Here is a 17,499-nt window from a genome sequence, read left to right as displayed (position 1 = left end):
TCCGGTCGCCACATAAGGGGCTTTCGACTCGGGGTCGCCTCAATCGGCGGACGGCGGGGAGGCGGGAGAACGCCACCGACGGTGCGTCACTTGAGGGTCCCTCGCGCGTACGCGCCGCCGGCGACGGCGACGACGGCGGCGACGGCGACGACGGCCCAGCGGTGGTTCTCTATCCACGCGTACTCGGCCGGGAAGCTGAACACGAGGTTGGGGTCTATCGACACCGCCCAAAGCAGGGCGAACCCGAGCATCGCAAGGCCGACGACGACGACGAGTCCGGCGACGGTGGCGGGGTCGGTTCGGCCCTCCCTGCCGGCGAGGAAGACGACGACACCGAGCAACCCGAGGAAGCCGACGACGGAGACGCCGACGGGCCCGGCGGCGTAGTAGGCGGCCACGCCGACGCCCGACTGCGTGACGAGAAGCGCCGGGGCGAACACGACGGCGGCCAGAAGGAGGCAGGCGACTGCGCCGACGGCCGACGCGACGGACTCGGTGTTCATAGTCGGCCGTCGGAACGCTGTTTTGTTAAAGAATTCGACACGCGATCGGAAGGGAAATCGGTAAACGGGTGGCCGGTAGTTTCGGAGTATGGAACGCGTAGCAGTCATCGGCGCGTCGATGACCCAGTTCGGGCAACGCGACGCGTGGATACGCGAGTTACTCGCGGAGGCCGGACAGGCCTGTCTCGACGACGCGGGCGTCGCGCCGGACGAGGTAGAACACCTCTACGTCTCCAACATGGCGAGCGGAGAGTTCGAAGGACAGACCGGGGTTCCGAACGCTCTCGCGCAGGACTTGGCGGCGGTTCCCGCCTACACCGCCCGCATCGACCAGACGTCCTCCTCGGGCGGGGCGGGCGTCTACGCGGCGTGGCAGTCCGTCGCCTCCGGCGCCTCGGAGATGACGATGCTCGTCGGCGGCGAGAAGATGACGCACCGTTCGACGGCGGAGGCGACGGACGTCATCGCCTCCCTCACGCACCCCGTCGAGTACAAACACGGCGTCACGCTCCCCTCCTTCGCCGGTCTGACCGCGCGCCTCTACCTCGACACGTACGACGCGCCGCGGGAGGCCCTCGGGAGGGTGGCCGTCAAGAACCACAAGAACGGCGTGGACAACCCCCACGCGCAGTTCCAGAAGGAGGTGGACTTAGAGACGGTGCTGGAGTCGCCCGTTGTGGCCGACCCCCTCCGCCTGTACGACTTCTGCCCTATCACCGACGGGTCGGCGGCCCTGATGTTCTGCCCCGAGTCCGTCGCCCGCGAGTACACCGACGAGTACGCCGTCGTCTCCGGCATCGGCGGCGCGACGGACACGCACGTCGTCCACGAACGCGCGGACCCGACGACGATGGGCGGCGTCGTCAACTCCTCGGAGATCGCCTACGAGATGGCCGAACTCGGCCCCGACGACGTGGACGTGGCGGAACTACACGACATGTTCACCATCCTCGAGTTCCTCCAGTCGGAGGACCTCGGCTTCTTCGAGAAGGGCGAGGGCTGGAAGGCCGTCGAGGAGGGCGTCACGGACCGCGACGGCGAACTCCCCATCAACACCTCGGGCGGCCTGAAGTCGAAGGGCCACCCCCTCGGCGCGTCCGGCGTCGCGCAGGCGTACGAGATTTACAAGCAGTTGGTCGGCGAGGCGGGCGACAGACAGGTCGAGGCGGACGTCGGCCTCGCCTGCAACGTCGGCGGATTCGGTAACTGCGTCACCACGACCATCATGGAGGCACGACGATGAGCGACGAGAACCCCCCGATGGAGGCGTACCGCTACTCCGACGGCAGCATCACCTACCCCGGCCACCCGGTCGGCCCGGACGGCGAGGAACCCGTCGGAACCGTCGATCTGAGCGAGTACACCGCCGAGGTAGTCACGTGGACCACCTCGACGGCGACGCCGCCGGGCGTCCGCGAACCGAACTCGCTGGCCGTCGTCGAGTTCGACGTCGAGGGCGAACCCGTCCGCGCCATCGGGCAACTCACCGTCGCGAACGCCGCCGACGAGGGAGCGGTCGAAATCGGCGACGAGGTGCGGCCCGTCTACTGCGAGGAACTCCGCGACCCCGACGCGGGCATCCGCGAGAGGGAGAGTCAGGAGTGGGACGGCTACCGGTTCGAACCGGTCTGACCCCCCGCCGACCGAATCGAGGGGATTCGATACGCCCGTAGTCCGCACTCCGGGACATGGACACCGTCGGACGCTCCCCGAACGTGCGGGGGACAGGCCCTCGTCGTGTTTCTCGTCCTGTTCGGGTGGGAGTACCTTCGGAGCGTCGAGTCGTGGCGAAGTCCGCTCGCCGTCGCGGTTCTGTTTCTCCTCATCACGCTGGCGATAGACGGGGCCAGACGGAAACTCAACGAGTGACCGACGGCCCGTTCACTCCCCGAGAATCTCCGTCCCGAGGCGGACGCGGAGGTACTCGTCGAGTTCGCTCCGAGTTGTCGCCAGGTCGAGTTCGCCGTCCGTCGTGGAGTGTCTGAGTGCCGCCCCCTGACACGTCGTCACCACGAACTGCGCGACTCGCTCCGGGTCGGCGCCCCGGAACGTCCCCTCCGCGACGCCCTTCCGAACGATATCCGCGATGTGCGACACGAACACCGGGTCGGTTTCGGTGAACCGCCGCCTGAACGCCTCGTCGTGCGGTGCCTGCCCCCGAAGCGCCGTTAGCGCGCGCACGAACGCGTCCTGTTCGTCGGACATCGCCGCCGGCAGGAGGCGGTCCACCGTCTCTCGGAGTCGTTCTCGCGCGTCGTGCGGCGGTTCTGCCTCGAACTCCGACTCGAAGTGCTCCAGCATGAACTCCAGGAAGGCGACGAGGAGTTCGTCCTTCCCGTCGTAGTGCTGGTAGATGAGCGACTTGCTCTTCGGGAACTCGTCGCCGATTCGCTGTATCGTCAACTCGGAGTAGCCGTGCTTCCGTAGCGCATCGTACGTTGCCTGCATCATCTCCGCGTGGGTGTCCTCCGCGGCGGAGCGGAACGGGTCCGACATGGTCGTGGTGAATGAATATTCATTAATAAGGTATATGCATTGTCACTTCCTCTTCGAACCCGTGAACGCAATCGACGCGCAGCACGTCCAGTTGACGTACTCGGACGGGACCGAGGCCGTGCGGGACGTGACGCTCGAAATCCCGGAGGGGGAGTTCTTCGGCTTCCTCGGCGCGAACGGGGCCGGGAAGACGACGACTATCAAGGTGCTGACGACGCTCCTGAAACCGACCGGCGGGAGCGTCACCGTCAACGGGTACGACGCCGAGACGGAGTCGCGCGCGGTGCGGGAGTCCATCGGGTACATGGCCCAAGAGACGAGCATCGACCCCGAGTTGACGCCCCGCGAGAACGTCCGCTTCGCTTGCGAGGCGTACGGCGTCTCGCCGACCGACCGCGGCGACCGAATCGACGACCTGTTAGACCTCGTGGACCTCGCGGACGTGGCGGACAAGCGCGCGAAGGACTTCTCCGGCGGGATGAAGAAGCGCCTCGACGTCGCCACCGCACTCGTCCACGAACCGCCCATCGTCTTCCTCGACGAACCGACGACGGGACTCGACCCGAAGGCGCGCAACCGCCTGTGGGACTACTTCCGGGAGATAAACGACCGCGGCACGACGGTGTTTCTCACGACCCAGTACCTCGAAGAGGCCGACCACCTCTGCGACCGCATCAGCGTCATCCGGGGCGGCACCATCGTCGCCTCGGGGTCGCCCGCCGAACTGAAGTCCCGCGTCGGCGGCGCGGTGCTCGAAATCGAGTTCGAGGACCCCGACGCCGAAACCCTCGAACGCGCCCGAGAGATAGCGGCCGAATCGAAGATATTCGACGGCGCGGCCGTCGAAACGACCGACGAGGGCATCACCGTCCGGTCGGCGGAGGCCCGGCGGCGCGGGACCGACCTCCTCGTCGCGTTGAGCGAGGCGGGGTTCACCGTCGTCGGGTTCAACGTCCGCGACCCGACGCTGGACGACGTGTTCCTCGAAATCACCGGCGACGGACTCGACGGGGCGGACGGCAAGGGCGAGGACTCCGCGGTGGCGGAGGTGGCCGAATGAGCGCCGACGCCGGGGCGGGGCGGAAGGCGACCGGAAACGGCTTCCTCCGGGACACGTGGATAAACCTGAAACGGTGGGTGCTGAAGACCACCCGCAACCCGTTCGTGATGACCGTCTCCCTTTTGAACCCGATAATCTTCCTCGTGCTGTTCACCGAGGTGTTCGGGCAGATTACGGGCGGGGCGATACGCCAGAGCGTCGGCGCGGAGGTGAGTTACGTCACCTACCTCGTCCCAGCCATCGTCGTCCAGACGTCGCTCATCGCTGCCACCACGTCCGGCATCGGCCTCGTCGAGGACATCGAGAACGGGATGTTCGAGAAGGTGCTCGTCTCGCCGATGCACCGCGCGGCGGTGTTCCTCGGGAAGTCGCTCTCGGAGGTGCTCCGCATCGTCGTCCAAACCTCCATCATCCTCGTCCTCGGGTACGTCCTCCTCTCCCTGGACACGGGCGCGTCGTTCGGCGACTACGTCGCCACGGGCGTCCTCGGCGCAGTCGGCATCGTCGGCGTCGGCATCGTCTTCTCCGTGTGGTTCACGGCGTTCTCGAACATCACGGCGCTCGTCACGCGCGACCAGGAGTCCACCATCATCGGCGTGAACCTGCTGCAGTTCCCGCTCCTGTTCCTGTCGAGCGCCTTCCTCCCCCTGGAAATCCTGCCGGGGTGGGTCCGGACGTTCGCCGCCCTCAACCCCATCACCTACGGCGTGGACGCCGCGCGCGCCCTGATGCTGGGGCAGGACGTAATGACCGTCGTCGAGGTGACGGCCTTCGGCGGCATGTGGAACACGCTCGTCCCAGCCCTCGCCGTTCTGGCCGCCCTCGACGCGGTTCTCGGCGCCGTCGCCGTCTACTTCCTGAACCGCGCGTCGAGTTCGGAGGTGGAGTGAGCGGAGCGCACGGCGGACGACCGAGTAGTACCACCAACGTATACATTCCCGAAGCGCCCACGGGAGGACGTGATGTTCACAGACGGCGGGAGCGTCTCGGACGCCTACGGCGCGTACGCCGAGGCGCGCGAGGAGGCACGGTTCACCGACTGGCTCCGCGAACGCGCGGAACCGGCGTGGTCGAACGCGACGGCGCACCGGTTCACGCGCGAACTGGGGCGCGACGAACTCGACGACGAGGCGTTCCGGCGGTATCTGGTGCAGGATTACGCCTTCCTCGAAACGCTCGTCGGGACGTTCGGACACGCCCTCGGGGACGCGCCGACGATGGCGTCGAAGGCGCGACTCGCGGAGTTCCTCGGGACGCTCACCGCCGAGGAGAACGACTACTTCGAGCGCTCCTTCGATGCGCTCGGCGTCCCGGAGGCGGAGTACGCCGACCCGCAGACGACGCCGACGACGCGGGCGTTCGAGGACCTGTTGCGCCGGGCCGGAGCGGAGGGCGGGTACGCCGAAGCCCTCGCCGTCCTCGTACCCGCCGAGTGGGTGTATCTGGAGTGGGCCGACGCCGTCGACGGCGAGTCGCCCTCGCGGAGTGGATAGCTCTCCACGCCAACGAGGAGTTCGAGGCGTTCGTGGGCTGGCTTCGCTCGGAACTGGACCGGGAGGGCGAGGCCGCCTCGCCCCGCCGTCGACGACGACTCGAACGGCTCTTCCGCCGGACCGTGGAGTTGGAAGTCGCGTTCTTCGAGTCGGCGTACGACGCCGACGGGTCGGCCTCGTCGAGTTAACAGAGGTCCCTGAGGGCCGCCGCCGTCGCCCGTTCGTCCACCGTCGCCACGTCGCACTCCTCGCCTTCGCACGGGTCGCCCTCGCAGGGGTCGCAGGGGACGATATCGACCATCGACTCCATCTCGCGGAGGAGGGCGATGAACCGCCGCCCCCGGGGCGTCAGCGAGTACGTCGTCGTCGGCGGCGAGGTGGGTCGAACCTCGCGTTCGACGGCCCCGAGGCGGCGGAGTTCTCGCAGTCGCTCCGAGAGCGTCTTCGCCGTTGTCCCTTCGAGGCGGCGCTTCAGTTCGTTGAACCCCGCGTCCTCCTCGTCGAGGAGTCGGAGCACGTGGAACGTCCACTTCCCCGAGAGGACGCCGTGGAGTTCGTGCCACCGTCGCTGCCACGCCTCGCCCCCGCCGGGTCGCGTCTCGGTCATACACGGAGAGAGGCGGCCGCGAACCTAAACCCGCGCGGGCGGTTTCCGCGGAGAAACCGCCTCCGCGGCCGAGTCCTGAAGCGCCGTCACCGACTCTCGTCGGCGTCGTCGCCCTCGTCGCCCTCGTCGCCTTCGGCGTCGGAGTTCTCGCTCTCGCCGTCGGCGTCCGCTCCGTCCTCGCCTCTCGGCGGTTCCGAGTCCGACGCCTCGGGCGAGGCCGACTCGCCGCGAATCTCCCGCCGTATCGACTCCAACTCGGCCTCCACGTCCACCTGCGGCCTGTCGTCTTCGGGTTCCGCCTCCGCGGCGTCCTCGTCGCCGTCGCTCCCCTCGCTCTCGTCGGTCACGTCGATGGTGACCGACTCGCTCCGCCCCCGCGTTCGGTCCTCCCGGGCGTCTCCGTCTCGGGGGTCCCGACCGGTTCGCTCGCCGCGTCGACTCTCCCCGTCCGCGTCGCGTCGCCGTCGCTCCGCCTCGTCGATGCGCGCCTCTATCTCGGCGACGAGTCCGCGCGCCTCTTCGAGGACGGAGCGCGACTCCTCGTCCTCGGGGAGGTCGGCCTCCGAGAGCGCGGTTCGCATCTCCGAGAGCGCGGCGTCCACGCCGTCGAGGGCGTCCCGACCCATCCGGCTCCCCGCGAGTCGGTCCACCGCCGTCCGGTCGCCGTCACGGGCGTCGCCGAGGAAACCTCGGCGGCCCGACGGACCCCGTCCGTCGGCGTCGTCGAACGCCGACCGCCCCGGGTCGACGAGTCTGAGGACGCGCCGCAGGAGTTCGAGCGACCGGACGGTCGCCTCCAGGGTGGCGACGACGGTGGGGATGGTGTACTCCTCGGTGAATCGCAGGAGTTCGCCGACGCTCGGCGGGCGCGGAAGCGGCGACTCCCGCCGCCCGCGACGTTCGCGGCGGCGGTCCTCGGGTCGTCGCTCGCCCTCTCGGCCGCCGCCGCGGTCCCATCCTCCCCGTTCCGGCGGTCTGTAGCCGTAGCGGTCGCGTTCGCGGTCGGTCGGTCCCCGCCCGCCCCGCGCGTCGAGTTCCCGGCGGAGGTCTCCGAGCGTCGATTCGAGGTCCGAGAGGAGGTCCGCGAGTCGCTCGTCGGATTCCGTCCGACGGTCCGACGAACGTCGTTCGTCGGCGTCGTCGCGGCCGTCGTCGCGTCGTGGACTCATGGCTCGCCCTTCGACGCGGACCGAGAAAAAGGGGCGGCCGCCGTCAGTCGAACGTGCCGCGGTGGTACTGCACGGGCCACTCGACGTCCTCGCCGAGTTCGTGGGCCGCCTCCAGCGCGAAGTAGGGGTTCCGGAGGTGCTCCCGCCCGCCGACGGCGAGGTCGGCGCGTCCGTTCCGGACGATGGCGTCCGCGTGTTCGGGTTCGGTGATGCCGCCGACCGCGCCGACGGCGATGTCGGTCGCCTCCTTCACGCGTTCTGCGTAGGGGACCTGATAGCCCGGCCCCGCGTGCGGAATCTGCTGGTCGGGGTGGGTGCCGCCGGAACTCACGTCGACGAGGTCCGCGCCCGCCTCCGCGAGGAGGGGGGCGAGGCGCGCCGACTGCTCTACGTCCCACGACTCGCGGTCCGGCAACCAGTCCGTCGCGGAGATGCGGACGAAGACGGGCTTCTCCTCTGGCCAGACGTCGCGGACCGCCTCCGTCACCTCGCGGACGAGGCGGGTGCGGTTCTCGAACGACCCGCCGTACTCGTCGTCGCGGTGGTTCGTCACCGGTGAGAGGAACTCGTGGAGGAGGTAGCCGTGGGCGGCGTGCACCTCGGCTATCTCGAATCCGGCCTCCAGTGCGCGTTCCGCGGCCGAGCGGAACTGGTCGATTACGGCGTCGATGTCCTCCGCGGTCATCGACCGCGTCTCGGGCGCGTCGCCCTCCTCGTAGGGGTAGGGGTCGTCGCTCGGCGCGATGACCTCCCACCCGCCCTCGTCCTCCGGAATCGGGGTCGAACCCTCCCACGGCGGTCGCTTGCTGGCCTTGCGTCCGGCGTGCGCCAGTTGGATCGCCGGGACGCTCCCCTGCGACCGGACGAAGTCCGCGACCGGCGCGAGGGCGTCGGCGTGTTCGTCGGACCAGATTCCCAGGTCGCCGGGCGAGATGCGGCCGCGCGGCGACACCGCGGTGGCTTCCGTCATCACGACGCCCGCGCCGCCGACGGCCCGACTGCCGAGGTGGACGAGGTGCCAGTCGCTCGCGAGTCCGTCCTCGGCGGAGTACTGACACATCGGCGACACCATCACCCGGTTCGGCAGCTCCGTCCCTCGAAGCGTCAACGGCGTGAACAGCGAATCGGTCATCGTCGGTCGTTCGGGCGACGCACCAAAACCCCTACCGACCGCGGAAGTTCGCGCGGGGTTGACGGTTACCCGACAGATTTCGGGACGGTTCCTAAATCAATACGCTCATACCGACGCGTCCGTATCGCTCCTTCATGGAACCTACGGACGCTTGGGACTCGGGCGCCAGCGGTCCCGACGAATCGAACGCCACCGTCTTCGCGCACCAGACGTCTCCGGACCGGACTGTCTTCTCCGAGCGAGGGAACGCGGACGGATGGATAGCAGTCTCCGCGGACGCCGTCGTCTCCATCGAACGGTAACGACGCACGCCGGGCGCGCCGGACGAATCGCGCGGTAACGGCGCCCGAGCGGACGTTCTCGGCCGGAGGTGCGAACGTTCGTACGCGGGGCACACTCTCACACCGTGATGCATCGACGCATCGACTGAAGCGCCGCGGTACCGTCAAGTGCGTCCCCGACGAAGAGAGACCGCTGGCTGTCAGCATCCGTCACAGTACTCACCGCCAGCGTACGACCGAGTTCGTCCGTCGCGGGACCGTGTCATGGCCCGCGGCGATGGGTAGGGCGCCGGTCGGCACGGCCCCAAGCGTCTTCGCCTTCGGGTCGGACACGAAATCCGAAGGGAAACGCTCTTTTCGTACACGCTCCGAGTTCTCGCATATGAGCGACGGGGACGACGAGACGCCCGCCGAAGAATCGTCCGGAGCGGAAGATACCGACGAGTCGGTAGCCATCACGCCCGAGTCTCTGGAGACGCGCCTCGAAGAGGCGCGCGAGGAACTGGAAGCCGCCGAAACCGAGTCCGACCTCGACGACGTGGAGGCGAGACTCGACAGCATCGAGTCCGACTTCGATGCGGCCGAGTTCCCGGAATCCGACGAGGACGACGAGGAGGACGAGGACGCCGAAGACCCCCGCGAGGAGCTCGAATCGACCCTCTCGGAGCTTCGCGACGAACTCGAAGCGAAGCGCGGCCCCTACGGCGAAGACGTCGTCGAAGACATCGAGTCCGCGCAGTCGAAGATTTCCGACACCCGCTGGACCGAACGCGGCGAGGACGAAATCGTCGACGTCGTCGAGTCGTTCGCCGCCGACGTGAACGAGATTCTCGGCGCGTCCCTCACCGTCACCGGAGCGTCGGAGAGCGCCTTGATCGCGACCCTCGACGAGAGCATCACCGCCGTCGAACGGGCTGACCTCGACGCCGACGACGACGAGGAGACCATCGCGTCGCTTCTGGAAGCGACCGACGGACTGGAATCGGGACTCGAAGACGCCCAAGAGTGGGACGACTTGGAGACGAACGAGAAGCTCGAAGCGGAGGGGTACTACGACGTTCTCGGCCACTACAAGGACTATCCGCCCGAGTGGGCCGCACTCAAGGAGTGGGAGAAGCGCGGCCGCGTGGACATGATTCTGCTCGCGATGGACAGCCTCCAGTCGGACTTCATGGAGCGACACTGCATGGAGGCGCTCATCCGACTGGGCGACCCCGAGGCGTTCGAGGAGATGCACCAACTCGCCCAACGCCGCGACAAGCAGGCCATCAAAGCGCTCGGGAAGATGGGACGCGGCGCGGAGGAGGCCGTCGAAACCCTCGCGGAGTACGTCGACGCCGACTCCGACCCGCAACTCCAGAAGGTGACGTTCAAGGCCCTCGGCGAAATCGGCTCGCCGGACGCGACGCAGGCGCTGGCGGACAAACTGGAGATGGAGAGCGACACGGTGCGCCCGTTGGCCGCGCGCGCCCTCGGCCTCATCGGCGACACGCGCGCGGTGAAGCCGCTGACCGACTCCCTGAAGAACGACGAGAGTAACAACGTCCGCGCCGCCGCGGCGTGGGCGCTTCGCCAAATCGGAACCGACGACGCGCTGCAAGCGGCCGCGGAGTACACCGACGACCGCTCGTTCCTCGTCCAGAACGAGGCCGAGATCGCCGCCGAGTGGCTCTCCTCCGACGAGTCCGACGCCGCGGGCACCGAGAAGCCGACCGCGTAAGCGACGTTCCGACCTCTGCTCCCCGGTTCGACCGCCGGTCCCCGCCCCGTCGCGCGAGAACTCCGAAGTCGGCGAATCGACGGCGCCGGGCGTCTCGCCGCCTTCACCGAACCCGCGACGACCATAATTATTTATCGTTCACAACCCTACCGACGGACTATGAGTGACTGGCGAACGGGAGCGAAGGCCCTCGCCGTCGCCGCCGCGTTGGCCGCGCTGGAAGTCGTCTCGTATCGGACGCTGAAGCGGTACGGGAGCGGCCTCAACAGCATCCCCACGGTCGTCATGGAGGAGTTCCCGGACGTCGACCGGGAGTTGCTGGGGAAGTTCACCAGCTTCGACCCGGAGTTAGGGTGGAGTCCCCAACCGAACACGACGAAGCAGAAGGACACCGGCGAACACCTCCCCGGCGAGGAGGTTCGGACGGTGGTCACGTACTCGACGGACGAGTACGGGAGTCGGGTGTGCCCCGCGAGGGACCGCCGGGAGGAGGACGTTCGCGTCTCGACGTACGGCGACTCGTACTGCTTCTGCCGGGAGGTGGACGACGACGAGACGTTCCAGAACCACCTCGCCGAGAAGATAGACGCCCACGTCGGCAACTACGGCGGCGGGAACTACGGCCTCGACCAAGGACTCCTCCGCCTGAAGCGGAGGTACCCCGAGGACCCGACCGACTACGTGTTCATGGTCGTCACCGCGTCGTCCATCGCTCGCATCCTGAGCGTCTGGAAGCACTACCAGGAGTTCGGCAACGTCCTCGCGGTGAAGCCGCGGTACGTGCTGGAGGACGGCGAACTGCGACTCGTCGAGTCCCCCATCCGCGAGAGGGAGGACCTCCTCCACCTCGAAGACTACGCGGAGTTCCTCCGGAGCCACGACTACCACTACGAACACTGGTTCAAGCCGCACTTGGTGGAGTTCCCGTACGCGCCGGCCCTGTTCGGCGACTCCCGCCACCTGCGGTACGCGCTCTACGCGGCGCTCCGGGACGTCGAACGCGAGTACGGCGTCTCCGTCCCGGGAGTCGACCCCGGCGAGGGCCTGACCCGGACGACCGTCGAACTGGAACAGCCCCGGGTGAAGTACCACGAGGCGCTGTTCGACGAGAAGGAGGACCTGTTCTCCGCAATCGTCGGCGAGTTCGTCGAGTACGCCGAGGAGCGGGAGTTCACGCCGGTGTTCGTGATGGTCCAGCAACTCCGCTACGCGGCGTACGAGGAGGACCACGGCCCCATCTACGGCGACCTGCTGGACCGACTCGACGAGCGCTACCCGGCGCTCGAAACCGTCGACGTGGCTCGGCACCTGTCGGCGGACGGCGACGTGGAGTCGCTGTACGTCGAGCGAGGCGAGGGCGGGCACTACAGCCCGGAGACGAACGAGCGAATCGCGGAGGTTCTGCTCGACGAGGTGCTCGCCCGGCCGGAGAGCGGCCCCGAGATGGACCGGTGACCCGCGACGCCGACCGACGGCCGACGCCCGAGGGCGGCGAGAGCGACCCGTTCCGGCGTCGTCGGGGTCGGAGTCGCGGTCGAAGAGACGGGGTGACCGGACGGTGAACTTCCCGTTCGACCCGGCGCTCCAGTTGACCCTCGTCCTGATCGCGCTGGTCTCCGGCGTCGGCATCACGACCATCGGTCCGGGCGGCATCTTCGTCACCATCGCCCTCTACTCGCTGACGCCGATTTCGTCGGGGGAGGTGGCCGGCACCGCCCACCTGACGTTCGTCGCCACGGGTCTGCTCGCGAGCGCGATGTACACGTACTCCGGCGAGATGCACCTGAGCGGGAGTCGGACGATGGCGGCCATCCTGAGCGTCTCCAGCGTCGCCGGCGCGTTCCTCGGGGCGTACGCGAACTCGTTCGTCCCCCGCGACCTGTTCGGCGTCCTCCTCGGCGCGGTCGCGATGGTCACCGGCGTCGTCCTCGTCTACCGGGAGCGGCGCGGACTCAGCCCCGTCTACGACCTCGACGTGGCGACGACGATGGGACGGGTCGTCCTCGCCGTCCTCGGGTTCGGCCTCGGCGTCGCGAGCGGACTCCTGGGCGTCGGCGGCCCCGTCATCGCCGTGCCCGCCTTGGTGCTCGTCGGCGTCCCGATGCTGCCCGCCCTCGCCGTCGCGCAGGTGCAGTCGATATTCATCGCGGCGTTCGCCGCCTCGGGGTACTTCGTGCAGGGCAACGTCCTGTTTCCACTCGCCGTCCTCGTCGGTACGCCCCTGCTCGTCGGCGTCGTCGCGGGCTGGAAAATCGCCCACTTGGTCGACCCGGCCCGATTGAAGGTGGCGCTGGGCGCGGTCCTCTTCGCCGTCGGGCCGTACCTCGCGCTCTGACCGGCCGCCGAATTATACACTAACTTTTATGAAATTACCGCGTCAACATCGGCCGTTGGGTGGCGATTCATGGAAACGACAGCTAACCGGGTTCGGTATCGGGGGAGGATCGACAGATGAGCTCCGCTTCGGATCGGAGTTTCTTCACGCGCCTGGGCGACGGCGCGAGCCGAATCGTCCAGCGCTTCCTGCCGGACGCGTTCATCTTCGCGCTCCTGCTCACGTTCGCGACGATGCTTCTCGCCGTCGTCTTCACGAACAAGGGGCCCGGCGAGGTGGTGGCCCACTGGGGCCGGGGGTTCTGGTACGTCCTCACCTTCTCGATGCAGGCGTCTCTCGCCCTCATGACCGGGTGGGCGTTCGCCGACTCGCCGCCGATAAAGCGGGTGCTCCGACGCGTCGCCGACGTTCCGGAGACGCAGACGCAGGCGATATTCGCCACCGCGGTCGTCGGGATGGTGTTCGGACTGTTCCACTGGGGCGTCGTCCTCATCGCCTCGGCAATCTTCGCGCGCGAAGTCGGCATCGCGATGGAACAGAAGGGCGTAGACGTCCACTACCCGCTCTTGGTGGCGACGGCCTACGCCGGACTGCTCCCGTGGCACCAGGGGCTCTCCGGCGCCGCGCCGCTTCTCGTCGCGACGCCGGACCACTTCCTCGCGGGCCAGATCGGCGTCATCCCCGTCTCGCAGACGATTTTCAGCCCGGCCAACCTCGTCATCGTCGCGGGAGTCGTGCTGGTGACCGTCGTCCTCATGCCGCTCATGGCCCCGGACGACGATGAGGACCTGATAACCGTCCCGGAAGAGCAACTCCGAAAGGCCGAACAACCGGTCACGGACGGCGGCGCGGCCGTCCCGCCCACTCGTCTGCGCGAGGCCGGGTGGAAGTCCGCGCTGTTGGACAGCAAGGCCGTCTGCGTGAGCCTCGGCGTCCTCATCTGGATATACCTCGGCTACCTGTTCGCCACGAACGACTTCATGTCGGTGTTCAACCTGAACGTCTTCATCTCCGTGATGTTCGGGTTGGGTTTCATCTTCCACATGACGCTCCGGAGCTACATCGACGTCTTCCGGGACGCCATCGAGGGGGCGAGCCAGATACTCATCCAGTTCCAGTTCTACGGCGGCATCATGGGCATCATGGCGTGGTCGGGGCTGGCCACGCTCATCGCTCAGACCGCCGCGCAGTACTCGACGGAGACGACGTGGTACCTCGCGGCATTCCTCTCGGCGGGGACGGTGAACTTCTTCGTCCCCTCCGGCGGCGGCCAGTGGGTCGTCACCGGGAACGTGATGATAAACGCCGCACAGAGCATCCAAGGCGTCGCCATCGACAAGACCGTCGTCGCGTTCGCCATGGGCGACCAGTGGACGAATATGATCCAGCCGTTCTGGGCGCTTCCCGTCCTCGGCATCGCGGGACTGTCCATCCGCGACATGATGGGCTACGTCGGCGTCCTGTTCGTCTTCAGCGGCATCGTGATGGGAATCGGCGCGCTGCTCATGGGGATGGGGGTCCTCTAGGAGGTGTCGTGAGATGGCGACAGACACCTCCGGCGCGGCGACGGCGGACGGCGACGACGGGTTCGTCCCCGCCATGGGACAGTTCTTCCCCGAGTCGCTGACCCTCGCGGCCCTGCTCGCGGTACTCGCACTGCTGGTCACGATTCCGTACCTGCCGGCCGTGACGCAACTGGAACTGTTCGCGACCGGCTTCTTCGCGCTGTTCACCGTCCAGATGCCGCTCATCCTGCTTTGGGTGCTGTCGGCCACCGTCGTCGAATCGCGGCGGGTCGGCCGACTGCTCGACCGACTCGCCGGCGCGGTGCCGACGGGGAGCCAGCGGTCGGTCGTCTACGCGACGGGGTTCCTCGCCGTGCTGTTGGGGTGGGTCAACTGGGCGTTCGGCCTCATCGGTGCGGTCTACGTCGGCCAGCGACTCTGCCGGGAGGCGGAGGAAAACGGCGTTCGGGTCCACTACCCGCTGGTGTTGACCGCCGCCCTCCTCTCGTTGGTTGTCGCGAACGTCGGCCTGTCGAGTCCGGGGGCGCTGATGATGGCCGACGCCGAGGGGACGACGAACTTCCTCGTGAACCCCGAGCAGGGGCGACTCGTCGCCGACGTGTCGGCGTTCCTGCTCCACCCCGCGAACGTCGTCTCCGTGCTCCTGTTCCTGTTCACCCTCCCGGCGATACTGGCGGCGTTGGCTCCCGACGACGAGAGCGAGCGCGAACCGCTGTCGTCGTACACGTCACTCCTGGAGGGGACGATAGCGGAGTCGTTCGCGCACTACGAACCGCCGCCGGCCGAGGAGTGGGTGGTCGCCGATAGACTCGAACAGTCCCGCCTCATCAGCGTCGTGACGTTCCTGCTCGGCGCGATTTCGTTCGGCGCGTACTTCGCCACGGGCGGCGGGCTGACGCTCCTGTGGCTCCTGTTCGGGCTGATGATGCTCGGCATCCTCGTCCAGGAGCGACCGATGGCGTTCGTCGCGAAGACCCGAAACGCGACCCGGTGGGCGAACCACGTCGCCATCCCGTTTCTGCTGTACGCCGGCGTGTACGCCCTGCTGTCCGAGGCGGGCCTGTACGCCGCTATCGGCGACGCGCTGGCGGCGACGGGGTTCACGCAGGTCGCCTCCTACGTCGTCGCCCTCCTCGTCGGCGTGCTGATTCCGAGTCCGGGGTCGGTGTGGGTCGTGCAGGGACCGGCCGTGGTCGCCGCGGGCGCGGACCTCGTCCCCTCGCTTGTCTCGGTGATGTACGGGGCGGGCGTCTCGAACCTCTGGCTCGGCTTCCTGTTCGTCGGCGTCCTCGGGATCGTCTACGGCTTCGACTGGCGGGAGTACGTCCGCTACGCCGCCGTCGTCACCGTCTACGTCTCCGTCGTCGTGGCGGCCCTGCTTGTCGTCTTCTGACCCCGCCCGGCCCTCCGAGCGTTCAAGTGGGATGGGGCGGCCACCCCCGCCGTGTCGCTCACCCGCGCCGCCCCGATGCTCGCCGTCTGCTGGGTGCTCTGTTCGCTCGTCGCGCCAGTCGCCGCCGCGCCCGCCCCCGCCGAGTCCTCGCACGGCGTCGGAACGGCAGCGGGTGCGACGGCGACAGGGAACGCGCCGACGACAGGGAACGCGACGGCAGACGCGACGTCGACGCCGGACGGTTCCGGTCGGTCGCCGTCGATTCTCTCGGCCTACCCGAACCCCCTGACGGACGGCGATACCGGCGAGTTCGTCGTCGTCCGCACCGGCGGAGCGGCGAATCTGACGCTCTCGGACGGCGAATCGAACGCCTCCGTCCCGCCCGACGCCGGCGTCGTCGCCGTCGCCTCCGACCCGTCGCGGGCGCGGAACCTGACGGACCGTCCGGTCGTCGCCGCGCGCCTCGACCTGTCGAACGCGGGCGAACGTCTCGTCCTCCGGCGGGGCGGCGTCGTCGTAGGCGAAACGACGTACGGGCGCGCGCCCGACGCCGAACGCTGGAACGCGACGACCGAACGGTGGGTCCCGCGCGGGTTAGCCCTCCGCGAACCCGTCTCCGCCGGCCCGGCGAACGCGACGGCGTTCGTCCTCCCCGACGACCCGAGCGTCGTCCGCGAGACGCTCCGGAGGGCCGACGAGCGAATCCTGCTCGCTGGCTACACGCTCTCCTCGACTCGGGTCGCCGACGCACTCGTGGCTGCCCACCGCCGCGGCGCGGACGTGCGAGTCCTCGTGGAGGGGAGCCCCGTCGGCGGCGTCTCGACGCGGCAGGCGGAGACGCTGACGAGACTCACGCGGGCGGGCGTCGCCGTCCGCGTCGTCTCCGGTCCGCGGGCGCGGTTCGACTACCACCACGTGAAGTACGCCGTCGCGGACGGGGCGGCCCTCGTCTCGACGGAGAACTGGAAACCCACCGGGACCGGCGGCCGGAAGAACCGCGGGTGGGGCGTCCGCGTCGATGACGCGCGAACCGCCGCGGAACTCGCGTCGGTGTTCGCACACGACTTCGGCGGCGCGGACGCCGCGCCGTGGCGGGAGTACCGGCGCGGGCGAACGTTCGCGGACTCCTCGCCCGTCGAGGGCGACTTCCCGCGGCGGGTCGTCTCCGAGTCCACCGCCGCCGAGTCCGTCGCCGTCGGGGAGGTGCGCGTCCTGACCGCGCCCGGGAACGCCGGGTCGGCGATAGTCGAACGGTTCGACGGGGCGGAGCGCGGTATCGACGTTCTCGCCCCGCGGGTGGACCCGGAGAGTCGCTTCTTCGACGCGCTCCGACGGGCGGCGCGCCGGGGCGTCCGCGTCAGGATACTGCTGTCGAACGCGTGGTACGACGAGGAGGCGAACGCGGCGCTGGTGAACCGGACGGAGACGCTCCGGGAGAGGGGGTACGACATCGAAGCGAGAGTCGCCCGTCCGGACGGGCGGTTCGGAAAGGTCCACGCGAAGGGCGCCGTCGTGGACGGCGAACGGGCGTTCGTCGGCAGTCTCAACTGGAACGACCGCGCCGCGACGGAGAACCGCGAAGTCGTCCTCGAACTCGTCGGCGAGGGCCCGGCGTCGTACTACGCGGCGGCGTTCGAGGCCGACTGGCGGGCGAGCGAACCCGGCGGCGGGCGGTGGGGGAAGAAGACGAAGACGACGGCGACGCTCGTCGTCGGTGCGCTCTGTTCGCTGGCGCTCGCGGCGTGGGTGACGAAGAAGACGGTTCGGTTCGACGCCTGAGCGGT

General features: G+C 68.6%; 17 protein-coding genes and 1 pseudogene. 13 read left to right on the top strand and 5 right to left on the bottom strand.

Going from position 1 to position 17,499, the window contains the following annotated elements; translation table 11 throughout:
* Positions 1-86: 86 nt before the first annotated feature.
* Positions 87-503: a DUF7548 family protein gene (locus ACFQEV_RS14020; protein WP_379697193.1), complete on the bottom strand. Its 417-nt coding sequence runs from the start codon at positions 501-503 to the stop codon at positions 87-89.
* Positions 504-591: 88 nt separating this feature from the next.
* Here ACFQEV_RS14020 and ACFQEV_RS14015 point away from each other — a divergent pair, with 88 nt between their 5' ends.
* From ACFQEV_RS14015 to ACFQEV_RS14005, 3 genes are all read left to right on the top strand, one after another.
* Positions 592-1,746, top strand: coding sequence for a thiolase family protein (locus ACFQEV_RS14015; protein ID WP_379697191.1), 1,155 nt, complete (start codon positions 592-594; stop codon positions 1,744-1,746).
* A complete protein-coding gene (locus ACFQEV_RS14010) occupies positions 1,743-2,135 on the top strand; it encodes an OB-fold domain-containing protein (protein ID WP_379697188.1) in 393 nt (130 codons plus the stop codon). Before ACFQEV_RS14015 ends, ACFQEV_RS14010 begins: the two co-directional genes overlap by 4 nt.
* 105 nt (positions 2,136-2,240) lie before the next feature.
* The gene (locus ACFQEV_RS14005) at positions 2,241-2,372 is read left to right on the top strand and encodes a hypothetical protein (RefSeq protein ID WP_379697185.1); all 132 of its coding nucleotides are present in this window, start codon (positions 2,241-2,243) and stop codon (positions 2,370-2,372) included.
* A 12-nt stretch (positions 2,373-2,384) separates the two neighbouring features.
* Here the strand turns inward: ACFQEV_RS14005 and ACFQEV_RS14000 are convergent, their stop codons facing one another.
* The gene (locus ACFQEV_RS14000) at positions 2,385-2,999 is read right to left on the bottom strand and encodes a TetR/AcrR family transcriptional regulator (protein WP_379697182.1); all 615 of its coding nucleotides are present in this window, start codon (positions 2,997-2,999) and stop codon (positions 2,385-2,387) included.
* Between the two features lie 61 nt (positions 3,000-3,060).
* Between ACFQEV_RS14000 and ACFQEV_RS13995 the strand changes: the two genes are divergently transcribed.
* From ACFQEV_RS13995 to ACFQEV_RS13985, 3 genes and pseudogenes are all read left to right on the top strand, one after another.
* Positions 3,061-4,059, top strand: coding sequence for an ABC transporter ATP-binding protein (locus ACFQEV_RS13995; RefSeq protein ID WP_379697179.1), 999 nt, complete (start codon positions 3,061-3,063; stop codon positions 4,057-4,059).
* Positions 4,056-4,949 (top strand): ABC transporter permease, encoded by an 894-nt coding sequence (locus tag ACFQEV_RS13990; protein WP_379697176.1) that lies wholly within the window; start codon positions 4,056-4,058, stop codon positions 4,947-4,949. The genes ACFQEV_RS13995 and ACFQEV_RS13990 overlap by 4 nt, the downstream gene beginning before the upstream one ends.
* Before the next feature lie 72 nt (positions 4,950-5,021).
* A pseudogene (locus ACFQEV_RS13985) lies at positions 5,022-5,740 on the top strand (TenA family protein).
* On the opposite strand, the gene ACFQEV_RS13980 reads toward ACFQEV_RS13985, so the two are convergent.
* The 3 genes from ACFQEV_RS13980 to ACFQEV_RS13970 all read right to left on the bottom strand — a co-directional run bounded on the left by ACFQEV_RS13980 (position 5,737) and on the right by ACFQEV_RS13970 (position 8,460).
* Positions 5,737-6,159 (bottom strand): winged helix-turn-helix transcriptional regulator, encoded by a 423-nt coding sequence (locus ACFQEV_RS13980; RefSeq protein WP_379697174.1) that lies wholly within the window; start codon positions 6,157-6,159, stop codon positions 5,737-5,739. The pseudogene ACFQEV_RS13985 and the gene ACFQEV_RS13980 sit on opposite strands and share 4 nt — an antisense overlap.
* 86 nt (positions 6,160-6,245) lie before the next feature.
* Complete coding sequence (locus tag ACFQEV_RS13975; protein WP_379697171.1) at positions 6,246-7,328, bottom strand: DUF7547 family protein; 1,083 nt, start codon at positions 7,326-7,328, stop codon at positions 6,246-6,248.
* Between the two features lie 43 nt (positions 7,329-7,371).
* The gene (locus ACFQEV_RS13970) at positions 7,372-8,460 is read right to left on the bottom strand and encodes an NADH:flavin oxidoreductase/NADH oxidase (protein ID WP_379697168.1); all 1,089 of its coding nucleotides are present in this window, start codon (positions 8,458-8,460) and stop codon (positions 7,372-7,374) included.
* Between the two features lie 134 nt (positions 8,461-8,594).
* On the opposite strand from ACFQEV_RS13970, the gene ACFQEV_RS13965 reads away from it, so the two are divergent.
* The 7 genes from ACFQEV_RS13965 to ACFQEV_RS13935 all read left to right on the top strand — a co-directional run bounded on the left by ACFQEV_RS13965 (position 8,595) and on the right by ACFQEV_RS13935 (position 17,494).
* Positions 8,595-8,762: a hypothetical protein gene (locus ACFQEV_RS13965; RefSeq protein WP_379697166.1), complete on the top strand. Its 168-nt coding sequence runs from the start codon at positions 8,595-8,597 to the stop codon at positions 8,760-8,762.
* A 361-nt stretch (positions 8,763-9,123) separates the two neighbouring features.
* Complete coding sequence (locus tag ACFQEV_RS13960; RefSeq protein WP_379697163.1) at positions 9,124-10,461, top strand: HEAT repeat domain-containing protein; 1,338 nt, start codon at positions 9,124-9,126, stop codon at positions 10,459-10,461.
* A 159-nt stretch (positions 10,462-10,620) separates the two neighbouring features.
* Positions 10,621-11,916 carry a hypothetical protein gene (locus tag ACFQEV_RS13955; RefSeq protein ID WP_379697161.1) on the top strand — a complete coding sequence of 432 codons (1,296 nt, stop codon included), beginning with the start codon at positions 10,621-10,623 and terminating at the stop codon, positions 11,914-11,916.
* Between the two features lie 103 nt (positions 11,917-12,019).
* Positions 12,020-12,796, top strand: coding sequence for a sulfite exporter TauE/SafE family protein (locus ACFQEV_RS13950; RefSeq protein WP_379697159.1), 777 nt, complete (start codon positions 12,020-12,022; stop codon positions 12,794-12,796).
* A 116-nt stretch (positions 12,797-12,912) separates the two neighbouring features.
* Positions 12,913-14,322 (top strand): short-chain fatty acid transporter, encoded by a 1,410-nt coding sequence (locus tag ACFQEV_RS13945; RefSeq protein WP_379697155.1) that lies wholly within the window; start codon positions 12,913-12,915, stop codon positions 14,320-14,322.
* Between the two features lie 13 nt (positions 14,323-14,335).
* Complete coding sequence (locus ACFQEV_RS13940) at positions 14,336-15,715, top strand: TIGR00366 family protein (protein ID WP_379697152.1); 1,380 nt, start codon at positions 14,336-14,338, stop codon at positions 15,713-15,715.
* Positions 15,716-15,766: 51 nt separating this feature from the next.
* Entirely contained in the window at positions 15,767-17,494 is a 1,728-nt protein-coding gene (locus tag ACFQEV_RS13935) for a phospholipase D-like domain-containing protein (RefSeq protein ID WP_379697149.1), read from the top strand.
* Positions 17,495-17,499 lie beyond the last annotated feature (5 nt).

This window comes from Halopelagius fulvigenes, assembly GCF_042662625.1.
Classification (GTDB): Archaea; Halobacteriota; Halobacteria; order Halobacteriales; family Haloferacaceae; genus Halopelagius; species Halopelagius fulvigenes.
The sequence above is the reverse complement of the archived record's forward strand: the minus strand, read 5'-3'. Positions and strand labels throughout refer to the sequence as shown.

What these genes read in the sequence shown, in the direction of transcription:
- ACFQEV_RS14020 (WP_379697193.1), bottom strand. Translation starts at nt 503, where the DNA reads ATGAACACCGAGTCCGTCGCGTCGGCCGTCGGCGCAGTCGCCTGCCTC.
- ACFQEV_RS14015 (WP_379697191.1), top strand. Translation starts at nt 592, where the DNA reads ATGGAACGCGTAGCAGTCATCGGCGCGTCGATGACCCAGTTCGGGCAA.
- ACFQEV_RS14010 (WP_379697188.1), top strand. Translation starts at nt 1,743, where the DNA reads ATGAGCGACGAGAACCCCCCGATGGAGGCGTACCGCTACTCCGACGGC.
- ACFQEV_RS14000 (WP_379697182.1), bottom strand. Translation starts at nt 2,999, where the DNA reads ATGTCGGACCCGTTCCGCTCCGCCGCGGAGGACACCCACGCGGAGATG.
- ACFQEV_RS13990 (WP_379697176.1), top strand. Translation starts at nt 4,056, where the DNA reads ATGAGCGCCGACGCCGGGGCGGGGCGGAAGGCGACCGGAAACGGCTTC.
- ACFQEV_RS13980 (WP_379697174.1), bottom strand. Translation starts at nt 6,159, where the DNA reads ATGACCGAGACGCGACCCGGCGGGGGCGAGGCGTGGCAGCGACGGTGG.
- ACFQEV_RS13975 (WP_379697171.1), bottom strand. Translation starts at nt 7,328, where the DNA reads ATGAGTCCACGACGCGACGACGGCCGCGACGACGCCGACGAACGACGT.
- ACFQEV_RS13970 (WP_379697168.1), bottom strand. Translation starts at nt 8,460, where the DNA reads ATGACCGATTCGCTGTTCACGCCGTTGACGCTTCGAGGGACGGAGCTG.
- ACFQEV_RS13965 (WP_379697166.1), top strand. Translation starts at nt 8,595, where the DNA reads ATGGAACCTACGGACGCTTGGGACTCGGGCGCCAGCGGTCCCGACGAA.
- ACFQEV_RS13960 (WP_379697163.1), top strand. Translation starts at nt 9,124, where the DNA reads ATGAGCGACGGGGACGACGAGACGCCCGCCGAAGAATCGTCCGGAGCG.
- ACFQEV_RS13955 (WP_379697161.1), top strand. Translation starts at nt 10,621, where the DNA reads ATGAGTGACTGGCGAACGGGAGCGAAGGCCCTCGCCGTCGCCGCCGCG.
- ACFQEV_RS13945 (WP_379697155.1), top strand. Translation starts at nt 12,913, where the DNA reads ATGAGCTCCGCTTCGGATCGGAGTTTCTTCACGCGCCTGGGCGACGGC.
- ACFQEV_RS13940 (WP_379697152.1), top strand. Translation starts at nt 14,336, where the DNA reads ATGGCGACAGACACCTCCGGCGCGGCGACGGCGGACGGCGACGACGGG.